This window comes from Verrucomicrobiia bacterium (genome assembly GCA_035765895.1).
In the GTDB taxonomy this organism is placed as follows: domain Bacteria; phylum Verrucomicrobiota; class Verrucomicrobiia; order Limisphaerales; family DSYF01; genus DSYF01.
In genome coordinates this window covers 25,994-38,176 of sequence record DASTWL010000029.1, presented here as the reverse complement: position 1 = coordinate 38,176, position 12,183 = coordinate 25,994, and the positions used below count along the sequence as shown (strand labels likewise).

At 63.0% G+C, this 12,183-nt stretch carries 5 protein-coding genes; all 5 read left to right on the top strand.

Annotation, left to right across the window (positions count from 1 at the left end):
- Positions 1-1,168: glycoside hydrolase (locus VFV96_06145; GenBank protein HEU5069976.1), on the top strand; the 1,168-nt coding region annotated here is incomplete at its 5' end.
- Between the two features lie 83 nt (positions 1,169-1,251).
- A complete protein-coding gene (locus VFV96_06140) occupies positions 1,252-4,488 on the top strand; it encodes a two-component regulator propeller domain-containing protein (protein HEU5069975.1) in 3,237 nt (1,078 codons plus the stop codon).
- Positions 4,489-4,496: 8 nt separating this feature from the next.
- The gene (locus VFV96_06135) at positions 4,497-5,201 is read left to right on the top strand and encodes a response regulator transcription factor (GenBank protein HEU5069974.1); all 705 of its coding nucleotides are present in this window, start codon (positions 4,497-4,499) and stop codon (positions 5,199-5,201) included.
- Between the two features lie 178 nt (positions 5,202-5,379).
- On the top strand, positions 5,380-9,636 hold the full coding sequence (locus VFV96_06130) for a beta-L-arabinofuranosidase domain-containing protein (GenBank protein ID HEU5069973.1): 4,257 nt from the start codon (positions 5,380-5,382) through the stop codon (positions 9,634-9,636).
- A 193-nt stretch (positions 9,637-9,829) separates the two neighbouring features.
- Positions 9,830-12,145 carry a beta-galactosidase gene (locus VFV96_06125; protein HEU5069972.1) on the top strand — a complete coding sequence of 772 codons (2,316 nt, stop codon included), beginning with the start codon at positions 9,830-9,832 and terminating at the stop codon, positions 12,143-12,145.
- Positions 12,146-12,183 lie beyond the last annotated feature (38 nt).

Genomic DNA, 12,183 nt, shown 5'->3' with positions numbered 1-12,183 from the left:
CATCTCCGACCGGCAGTTGACCGGCATGCCGGTGTCCGGGCACGGAACCCATCAGGTGCTGTTGCTGCCGCCGTGCAACGTCATGCCACTGGCCACCCTGCGGCGCGCGTTGGAACTCGCGCGCGGCGGGGCGACGGTGTTGTTCCAGGATCGTTTGCCGGGCGATGTGTCGGGGCTGGCTCAGCTTGAGCAACGCCGCGCCGAGTTCGCGCAACTGGTGCAATCGTTGCGTTTGCCGCCCGCAAAATCCGGCGAAAATGGAAAAGTGCAATCCGTGCGCTTTGGCCGTGGCAAAGTGCTGGTGGGCCCGTTGAAACCCGCGCTGACGGCGGCTGGCGTAACCCGCGAAACCCTGTTTGATCATCCGGGCTTGATGTGCATTCGTCGCCGGGCGGATTCGGGAACCACCTACTTCGTCGCGAATCGCGGCGACACGCCGTTTGATGGCTGGCTGCCGCTGGCGCGCACGGCCAAATCGGTTGTCGTTCTTGACCCATTGACCGGCCAGACGGGCACGACATCGGTCCGCCGGGGCAAGACGAGCCCGATCGAAGCGCGGGTGCAATTGCGCCCGGGCGATGCGCTGGTGCTGCGGGAAAGTGCGGCTCGCAAATTGAACGGGCCGGTCTGGAAGTGGTGGCAGGCGGACGGGCGGTCCGAACCGTTGTCGGGCGAGTGGCAGGTGTCGTTCATTGATGGCGGGCCCGAATTGCCGGCGCCGTTCAAAACCGATCAACTGGCCTCGTGGACGCAACTGGGCGATGCCAATGCCCAGCGGTTTGCCGGCCCGGCGCGTTATGTCATCCGTTTTGACGCGCCGACGAATGCGCCGGCGCCGGGCGTTTATGAATTGGATCTCGGCAAGGTATGCCAGAGCGCGCGGGTGCGTTTGAATGGAGTGGACCTCGGCACGCTCTTCACCCCGCCGTTTCGGGTGGCGGCGGTCCGGCTTGCGCCGACCAACAACCTGCTCGAAGTGGAAGTGACGAATACGGATGCCAACCGGATTCGCGACCTGGACCGGCGCGGGGTTCAATGGAAGAGCTATCACGACATCAATTTTGTGAATCTCGACTACCGGCCATTTGACGCCTCGAACTGGCCGCTGGCGGATGCGGGGTTGCTGGGGCCGGTGACGTTGACGCCGGTGACAGCAGTCCAGCCGTGATGTGGGGCATGTTCGGGGCGGCTTGCGTTTCACGCGCACTCTACGCAGACTTTAACATGACTCCGTCGCCCCGAATCCGCGGCTTGGCCTGGTGCTTGGCCCTGATTTGCGGCGGGCTCATGGCGGCGGCCGGGCAGCCAACGACCGCCAACGGCACGCTCACCAATCAAAACGGCGCGGGCAGTGATTATCTCATCGACGTCTGGACCACGGAGGACGGCCTGCCAAACAGCTCCGTGACCGGCATCGTGCAAACGCCGGATGGTTATCTCTGGATTGGCACCTACAACGGCCTGGCGCGTTTTGACGGTGTGCGCTTCGTCACGTTTGATCCCGAAAACACCCCGCAATTGATGCACGCGCGCATCCGCAAACTTTACCTCGACGCGCAGGGAACGCTTTGGATCAACACTTACGATGGCTCGCTGACGTCGTGTCGCGGCGGGGTATTCAGGCTGGAATGGCGCAGTCGGGAATACGCCGACCTGGAAATCCTGCAGGTGGTGTCCAAGCCGGATCATGTGACCTTTCTGCTGCCAACGGGCGACCTCATCCGCCGCGATTTTAGCCGCACCAATGCCTGGCAGATTCTGGAGCCACCGGCCAAGGGCTTGGGCACGGCCGCGTGTGAAGACGCGGCGGGGACGTTGTGGTATCGGGGGCGTGATGCGCAGCTCTGGCGGCTGCGCGGTGGAACATTTGAGCCGCCGCCGGTGGAGAGCGGGCTGGAGGGGCGACGCATCCGGTGCGTGACGGCGGACGACGCCGGGCGCATCTGGGTCGGAACCGATCGCGGCGTGGTGGTTTGGGAACAGAACCGGTTCGTGGATCAGACGCCGACGAACGGGACGACGCCCGCAGACATCACCTTCGTCTACCAGACCCAGCACGACGGAACCTGGCTGGTGGCGGATCAACATTTGCAAAACAGCCGGCAGCGCCAGTGGCAGCCCGGCTTCCGGCCCTGGGGGGAAGCCCTGGACGGCGCCGCCGTGCAACGCTTGGGCGTTCACGAGGAGCGCGACGGCAGCATGTGGTTCCGGCAATATGGCCTCGGACTCGTGCGCGTGGAAACCAACCGCGTCACCCGCCGCTTCACGCCGGATGAAGGTTTTCCCGGCGACCGGGTGGATTGTTTTTGCGAGGATTCGGAGGGTGATTTCTGGGCGGGGGTCAATCGCGGCGGCCTGGTGCGTTTGCGCAAAAAGCGTTTCCAGTCGTTCAGCGTGGCTGAGGGCGCGCAGCCGGCGGCGATGGTTTCGGTATGTGAAGACGCCGGCGGTGCGATGTGGTTCGGCACGCAAGGCAGCGGCCTCGCCCGCTGGCGAAACGGCCAGCTGGACCTGTTTGACGTGCCGGGCGGGCGCGGCCATGGATTTGTCTTCAGCGTTTATCCCGGCCTGGGCGACCGGCTGTGGCTGAGTGTGGGCGACGAGGATTTGTTCACCTTCACCGGAGGACAATTGCAGCGCTGCCTGCCGGTCAATCACGGTGTGAAAGTCATTCTGACCAGTCGCGATGGACAAATGGTCTGGACCGGACGCAAGGACGGCCTGTTCGTGTGCACCAATCTGGAGACGCACCTCTTCTCGCCGTATCCCGGCGTCCCGCGGTCGGTGGACATCCGGGCCCTGGCGGAAGGGAAGGACGGTGTTTTGTGGGCGGGCGGGGGCGATGGGAATCTGTATCGCATCCGGAACACCAATGTCGTGATGTTGAATCCCGGTGCGAGCGCGGGGCGACATCCGGTCTGGTCCTTGCAGGTGGACCCGGACGGCACCGTCTGGGCCGGCACCTTCCGCGGCGGGCTGTTGCGCTACGCGGATGGAAAGTTTCGCCGCTTCACGGTCAAGGACGGGCTCCCGGACAATGTCATTGCGCAGTTGCTCTCCGACGACAAAGGCAATCTGTGGGCGGGTTCGCATCAGGGCATTTTCCGCGTGGCGCGGGCGGCGCTGAACAATTACGCCCGCGGAGAACTCCCCGCCATTCCCTGCACGGCTTACGGACGCTACGACGGCCTGCCGGCGCTGGAATGTTCCGGCAGTTACCAGCCAGCCTGCTGGCGCACGCAGGGCGGGCGACTGTGGTTCACCACGCTCAAAGGCGCCGTCTCCATCCAGCCGGACGATGTCGCGCCCAACTTGCGTCCGCCGCCCGTCGCCATCGAGGAACTGCTGATTGATGGTGTCGAACAAAATCTGCGCGGTATGACCGTCGAACTGCCGTCCGCCGGCGAGCGCAGCAGTCATGCGGTTGCGCCGGAACGCGTCCTCGATGTGCCGCCGGGCAAGCGTCAGTTCGAGTTTCATTACACTGGGCTGAGCTTCGTTTCGCCCGACAAGGTGCGGTTTCGTTACCGGCTGGAGGGATTGGAAAAGGACTGGGTGGAGGCCGGGCCGCGGCGGTTTGTGCAATACAGTTTTTTGCGGCCGGGCGAATACACGTTTCACGTGACGGCCTGCAACAACGAGGGCGTCTGGAACAAGGGGGGAGCGATTCTCCGGCTGCACGTCGAACCGCAATTCTATGAAACCTGGTGGTTTGCCGTGACGCTCGCGGGGCTGGCCGGCAGCCTGGCGGTTTTGACCGTGCGCTGGACGTTCCGGCGGCGGCTGCGCGCGGAGATGGAGCGCGTTGAACGGCAACGCGCCGTGGAACGCGACCGGGCGCGCATTGCCAAGGACATTCATGACGACCTGGGCGCGGGCTTGACGCAGATTACGCTGCTGAGCGAACTCGCGCGGCGCGACACACCCGAGGAGGTGGAGGCGCATGTCGGCCAGATTTCGAGCACGGCCCGGGAACTGACGCGCGCAATGGATGAAATCGTCTGGGCCATCAATCCGCAGAACGACACCCTCGAAGGGTTGATCACTTACATCAGCAAATTTGCCCAGCAATACCTGACGCTGGCGGGAATCCGCTGCCGGCTGGACGTGCCCACGCAACTGCCCAACTGCGTGCTCGGTGCCGAGACGCGGCACAACCTGTATCTCGCCATCAAGGAAACCCTGAACAACATCGTCAAGCACTCGGGCGCCACCGTGGCCACGTTGCGCCTCGAATGCCAGCCGCGGATGATCCGGATCACCATCGAGGATGACGGCCGGGGAATCAACGCCCCGACCGCGGCGGCCGGCCGTAGCGAGCGCGCCAGTTCGGGGCACGGCCTGCGGAACATTGTGCGGCGGCTTGAAGACATTGGCGGGCGCTGTGACGTCTCCAGCACGGCGGGGCAGGGCACGCGCGTGGTGTTTGCACTGCCAGTGGTGACGGATGAGTCGCCAGTATTGGCGACTGGCCCCGGGTCAGGGTAGAGTCCAGCATGAAGTCGAAAATGGCGAATGCGGCATCCACCGGGCAAAAACCCATCGGCGTCTCCATCGTGGAAGACGATCACCGCGTGCGTGAAAGTCTGGCGCGGCTGATCGACCGTTCGCCGGGCTTCGTCTGCGTCAGCAAACACCCTTCGGCCGAGGACGCGTTGCGCGACCTGCCGGCGCATCAGCCCGACGTGGTGCTGATGGACATCAACCTCGGCGGCATGAGCGGTGTCGAATGCGTCCGACTGCTCAAGGAGGTCCAGCCCCGGGCGCAGGTGATGATGCTGACCGTTTACGAGAACACCGACCACATCTTCAGTGCATTATCCGCCGGGGCGAGCGGCTACCTGCTCAAGCAGACGCCGCCCGATGAATTGCTCGCGGCAATTCAGGAGCTGAACCGCGGCGGCTCCCCGATGAGCAGCCACATCGCCCGCAAAGTCGTGGCCTCGTTTCAACAGCCCGCCCCGGTGGCGCGGGAAACGGCGAGCCTGTCCCCGCGGGAAAAGGAAGTGCTCGATTACCTGGCCAAGGGCTTTCTCTACAAGGAAATCGCCGAAGCCCTCGGCATCGGTTACGACACCGTGCACACGCACATCCGCCGCGTTTACGAAAAACTGCACGTGCGTTCGCGGGCCCAGGCCGTGGCCAAGCATCTTGGACAGCAGAACGAGCCGCGCAGCACGGCGTCCGCCGCCGCGCGCTGAGGTGTTTCAAAACAGGGTTGCTTTGCGGTAGACGGCGGAAAATATTGGGCAAAGGCAGATCACTTCGACGGGGGATGGTGACAGCCGGCGGTGAAACTGTCCGCTGCGCCGCTTCGCACCCGCACGGCGGCTGCAACGTTCTGGACGCTCCGGCATAAAGTGGATTATCGTGGCGCGCATGAATTCCGCCGGTCAACGTTTCGCTGGGACGTTGCAAGTCGTTTTACTTGGGTTTCTTTATTTATCGGTCTCCGCCCGGGCGGCGGACGACAGGGTGGCGCCGGTGGTCGCGCCGCAGGCGGTGCCGTTTCTGCCGCGGGAAGTGCGCCTCCTTGACGGGCCGTTCAAAGAAGCGATGGACCGTGACGCGGCGGGGCTGTTGAGCCTGGACGCGGACCGCCTGCTCAGTTGGTTCCGCAAGGAGGCGGGGCTGCCCGTGAAAGCGGCCAATTACGGCGGCTGGGAGGCCCGGGGCGTGGCCGGTCACAGTCTCGGGCATTATCTGTCCGCGTGCGCCCGCATGTATCAGGACACGGGCGACCGGCGTTTCCTCGAGCGCGTCAATTACATCGTTGACCAACTCGACGAGTGCCAGCGGGCCAACGGCAACGGCTACCTCGCGGCCATTCCGGGCGGCAAAAAGGTTTTTGCGGAGGTGGCGCGCGGTGACATTCGTTCGGCGGGCTTCGACCTGAATGGTGCCTGGGTGCCGTGGTATACGCTGCACAAGGAGTTCGCGGGGTTGATCGATGCTTACCGCTATTGCGATAATGCAAAGGCCCTGCAGGTCGCGTCGCGTCTCGGCGATTGGACCATTGCAACGACCAAAAACCTGACCGACGAGCAATGGCAGAAAATGCTCGCCTGCGAACACGGGGGCATGAACGAGGCGCTCGCCAATCTTTACGCGCTGACGGGTGAAACCAGGTATCTCGATCTGGCGAAAAAGTTTTACCACCGGGCGATTCTGGATCCGCTGGCGGCGGGACGGGATGATCTGCCGGGCAAGCACGCCAACACGCAGATACCGAAGATCATTGGCGCGGCCCGGATTTATGAGCTCACGGGTGAGGCGAAGTTCGGCAACATCGCCCGGAACTTCTTCAACATCGTGCTGACCAACCACACCTACGTGACGGGCGGCAACAGCCTGGGCGAACATTTCGGTCCTTCCGGCAAACTCAACGACCGGCTGGGCGCGAACACGACGGAAACCTGCAATACCTACAACATGCTGAAGCTCGCGCGGAAGCTGTTCGAGCTGGAGCCGCAGGCCCGCTATGCGGATTACTACGAACGCGCGGTCCATAATCACATTCTGGCATCGCAAAATCCGGCCACGGGCCAGGTGTGCTATTTCCTCTCGCTCGCGCAGGGCGGGCACAAGCAGTTCCTCGGCGCGGAAGATTTCACCTGCTGCAACGGCACCGGCATGGAGAACCATGCCCGCTATGGCGACAACATTTACTACCACAGCAGCGATGCGTTGTGGGTGAACCTCTTCATTGCCTCGGAGTTGAACTGGGCGGCGCACGGGCTGCGGGTCCGGCAGGAAACGGATTTCCCGAAGACCGGCCAGAGCACGCTGCGCTTCACCTGCGCGCAGCCGGTTAAACTCACCGTGCACGTCCGGCATCCGTTCTGGGTTACAAACGGGTTTGTCGTGAAGCTCAACGGCCGGGCGCTGGATGTGGACAGTGCGCCGCAGAGCTACGCCAGCATCACCCGCGAATGGCACGATGGCGACACGCTGGAAGTTGACATGCCGTTACAGCTCCGCACGGAGGCGATGCCCGACAATCCGGAGCGCATCGCCCTTTTCGACGGCCCAATTTTGCTGGCGGGCGACCTGGGGGCGATTGGCTCAGAAACGGCGGTGCCCGTGTTCGTCACGGGCGACCAAACGGTGGCGGACTGGGTGAAGCCTGTGGCGGGCAGGCCGCTGACGTTCCGCACGACGGGCGTGGGCCGCCCCGCGGATGTCGAACTCCATCCATTCTACTCGACTTACGCCGATCGTTACTCGGTTTACTGGGATGTTTTTACGACCGCGGAATGGGCCGCGCGGGAAAAGGCCTACGCGGCTGAACAGGCGCGCTTGAAGGCGCTGGCCGACCGCACCGTGGAGTTGTTCCAACCCGGCGAGATGCAGCCTGAGCGGGATCACAACGTGCAGGGCGACAAGTCCGGGCCGGGCGAATTCAGCGGACGCAAACTGCGACACGCATGGGACGGCGGCTGGTTCAGCTTTGAAGTGGCCGTGCCGACCAATGGCCCGGCGGACTTGATCTTCACTTACTGGGGCGGTGAAACCGGCAATCGCACGTTCGATGTGCTCGTGGGTGGGGAACGCATCGCCACCACCAGTCTGCATGAGGATCAACCGGGGAAGTTCTGGGACAAAACCTATCCGGTGCCGGAGCAACTGACGCAGGGCAAAGCGCGCGTCACCGTGAAACTGAGTGCGCATCCGGGCAATTACGCGGGCGGTTTGTTTGGGGTGCGCGTCGTGCGGCGCGTTCCGACGGAGGTGAAACTCACCGTGGCCGTGGATCATCCGGGAGCCCGAATCAATCCGGCCATGTGGGGCGTGTTTTTTGAGGACATCAACTTTGGCGCTGACGGCGGGCTTTATGCGGAACTTGTCAAGAACCGCGCCTTTGAATTCCCCAATGCGATGATGGGATGGAGCGAGCTGCGCGCCGGCGGAGCGCAGGGTAAACTGGAGATTCGCGACGCAGATCCCTTCGACGCGGCCAACGTGCATTATCTGCGCATTGCTTCGGACGGCGCCGCTGCGTTCGGGGTGTCCAACGAGGGTTTCCGCGGCATGGGGGTGCGCGCGGGAGAGGATTATGATTTTTCCGTGCAGGCACGGGCGGTCAACGGCTCACCGGCGCTGGGCGTGGAACTGGTCAGCGGCGCAGGGCAGGTGCTGGCGTATGCGCGCATCGAGCGGCTGGGCGCCACGTGGCAGAAACTGCATGCCACGCTCCAGCCCAAAACCACGGAGGCCAAGGCGCGGCTGAATTTGGTCGTCGAAGGGCAGGGCACGGCGGACGTGGACATGGTGTCGCTTTTCCCGGTGAACACGTGGAAACATCGGCCCGGAGGGCTGCGTGCCGACATGGTGCAGATGCTGGCCGACTTGAAGCCGGGTTTTGTGCGCTTTCCCGGTGGATGCATTGTCGAGGGCCACACGCTGGCGAATCGCTACCAATGGAAGAATACCATCGGTCCGGTCGAGGAGCGGAAGCTCATCAAGAACCGCTGGAATGATGAGTTCAGACACCGGCTCACGCCCGACTATTACCAGTCGTTTGGGCTGGGCTTCTTTGAATACTTCCAGTTGTGCGAGGACATCGGCGCGGAGCCGCTGCCGATTCTGAATTGCGGCATGGCCTGCCAGTTCAACTCCGGGGAGCTTTGCCCGCCCGACCAGCTTGACCAATACATCCAGGACGCGCTGGACCTGATTGAATTCGCCAACGGCCCGGCCACCAGCGAGTGGGGGGCCAAACGCGCCGCCATGGGCCATCCCGCGCCGTTTCACATGAAACTGCTGGGAGTGGGCAACGAGCAATGGGGACCACAATACGTCGAGCGCTACACGGCCTTTGCCCGGGTGCTCAAGGAAAAGCATCCGGAGATTTCGCTCGTCGTCGCGGCGGGACCGTCGCCGGCGGACGACCGCTTCAAATTCCTCTGGTCCAAGTGGCGCGAGCTGCGTCCGGACATTGTGGACGAACACAGCTACGCCCGACCGGACTGGTTCTTCAAGGCTGCGACCCGTTATGACGATTATGACCGCAGCGGACCGAAAGTTTTCATGGGTGAATACGCCGCGCAAAGTGTCAACACCGGCAGTCCGGAAAACCGCAACACCTGGGAATGCGCGTTGTCGGAGGCGGCGTTCATGACCGGGCTGGAGCGCAACGCGGATGTCGTGCGCATGGCCAGTTACGCGCCGCTCTTTGCCAACGTGGATGCCTGGCAATGGACGCCCGACCTCATCTGGGTGAACAACCTGCACGTTTACGGCACGCCCAATTATTACGTCCAACAACTGTTCAGCCGGAACCGGGGCGACGTCGTCCTGCCGGTCACGCTCGACGCGCCTGAATTGCAGGACGGTGACGTGCCGCAACTGTTTGCCAGTGCCGCTTACGACACGGCGACGCGGGAAGTCATCGTCAAGGTGGTCAACGCTTCGGCGCGAACCGTGGCGGGCACGCTTGACCTCGCGGGCCAGACCCGCGTGACGGGCCCGGCCCAGGCCGTCCTGCTGACCGCCGCGCATTTGACGGATGAAAACTCATTCGCACAGCCGCAAGCCGTCGCGCCGAAGCTGTCCACGTTTACCATTAGCAGTCCGCAATTCACGCATGCGTTTCCTCCCATTTCTGTGACCGTGCTGCGGGTGAAAACGAAATGATTCCGGCGCGGCGCGGCGACGATGAACGTCAATGCGTCGTGGTCACTCTCCCCGAAAGACGGCGGTTAGGGTGTGGTCCTCACCCAAATTGCGTATGGCCGCCGGCCGAACCGTGATGCTAGCGTGCGGTTCACGGCGCCCTGTGTTCACCATTTCCTGGAGGCTGGGCGTCTTCGCAACAGTTCACGCAGACATGAAAAAAATATTCTGTTCGTTCAGTTGGCCGGTCGTGCTGGCCTGCGCCTGGCTGGCGTGGGGGGCGGGCGCAGTGGCCAAGGACACCTTCACGGTGGGCGATTCAGCGTTTCTGCTGAACGGCAAGCCCTTTCAGATCAAGGCCGGCGAGATGCATCCGGCGCGGGTGCCGCATGAGTATTGGGCGGACCGCCTGCGGATGATTCACGCCATGGGGTTGAATACCGTCTCGATTTACGTGTTCTGGAATCAACTGGAGCCGGGCGAGGGCGAGTTCAATTTTCACGGCGATGGCGACATGGCGGAGTTCGTGCGGCTGGCGCAAAAGGAAGGGCTGTGGGTGATTGTGCGTCCCGGACCGTATTGTTGCGCGGAATGGGAGTTTGGCGGATTTCCGTGGTGGCTCCTGAAGCCGCACGATTTGAAGGTCCGCAGCCAGGATCCGCGTTTTCTGGCGGCGTCGGAAACGTATTTGAAAAAGCTCGGTGAACAGCTCGCCCCGCTGCAAATCACCCAAGGAGGCCCCATTATCATGGTTCAGGTGGAAAACGAATACGGCAGCTACGGCGGCGATCACGTTTACATGGGGAAGATTCGGGACATGATTCGCGCCGCGGGTTTTGACGTGCCGTTGTTTACGGCGGATGGCGGCGGGCAGATGATGGCAAACGGCTCCCTGCCGGATGTCTTGCCGGGACTGAACGGCGGCAGCGGCCCGGGCATCTTCAAGGAAATCGGCAAATATCGTCCGCAGGGTCCGTATTTCGTGCCCGAGTTTTATCCCGGCTGGTTGGATCACTGGGGTGAGCCGCACGCGCGCGTGGGCATTCCCGGTCTCGTCCGTGAAACCGCCTGGAAGCTGACGAACAATGTTTCGTTCTGCTACTACATGATCTACGGCGGCACCTCATTCGGCTTCATGAACGGCGCCAACTTTGGCGGGCGCTTCCAGCCGCAGCCGACCAGTTACGACTATGATTCGCCCATGGACGAAATGGGCCGGCCGACGAAGAAATACTTCGCGCTGCGCGAGGTGCTGGCGCGGCATCTGGCGCCGGGGGAAACGCTGCCGGACGTTCCGCCCACCACGCCGGTCATCACCATTCCGCCCATCGCCCTCACCGGGGCTGCAAGCTTGTTTGACGAACTGGGCACGCCGGTAAAAGCCGAGCGGCCGCTGAGCTTTGAAGATCTCAATCAAGGATACGGTTATGTGTTGTATCGCACCCAGATCAAGGGGCCGGCGAACGGCTTGCTGAAGATCAAGGAACTCCGCGATTACGCCGTGGTGTGCCTCAATGGGCGGCGGGTGGGCGTGCTGGACCGGCGTTACCGGCAGGATTCCTTGGAACTCAACATTCCGGAATCGTCCGGCACACTCGACATCCTCGTCGAAAACGGCGGTCGCATCAATTACGGCGGGCAGATACCCGACAATCGCAAGGGCATCACCGAATCCGTCACCCTGGACGGCCGCGAACTGACCGGCTGGGAGATGTTCAAGTTTCCGTTCGATGATCTTTCGCAGCTCCGCTTCAAGTCGGGGACGGCGCCTGCGGCGCCGGCGGTTTATCACGGAACGTTTGAGCTGTCCCAGCTCGGCGACGCGTTCCTGGATTTGCGCGGCGGCGGCAAAGGCATCGTCATCGTCAACGGTCACAATCTGGGCCGCTACTGGCACATTGGACCGCAGCAAACGCTGTATCTGCCGGGAGCCTGGCTCAAAAAGGGTCGCAACGACGTTGTGGTGTTCGAGCAAATCAAGGACGGCACGCCGGCAATCAGCGGACTGGCGGCGCCCATTCTTGACCAGTTGAACAACGACGACAACGCACCCGGTCGCAAAAACACGCCCGCTCCAAAACTCGAAGCCTCGGACCTGGTCAAGGAAGGTTCGCTGGCCGCTGGTGCGAGTGCGCAGGAAATTCGCTTTTCCGCCCGGCGGGGGCGCTACCTCTGCCTGGTGGCGCTTTCCTCGCAAAACGGCGATGAGTTCACCACGCTGGCCGAGTTGGACGCATTAAACGCGGAAGGGCAGTCGGTCGGGCACAAGGGCTGGAAAATCCTTTACGCGGACAGCGAGGAAAACTTCGCCGAAGGCGACCAGGCCGAACTGGCCATCGATGGGGACCGCGACACGTTCTGGCACACCCTGTGGAGCGCGCCGCATCCCAAGCACCCGCACACGCTGGTCATTGATCTGGGTGCGGAGCATGAATTGTCCGGCGTCCGGCTGCTGCCGAGACAGGACAGCGACCATGGCCGCATCAAGGACTTCCGCCTCTATCTCAGGACGAAGCCGTTTGCGGGGTAGAACGTTTCCTCGAACCCGGCGTGCGTGCGTTTGCCGCG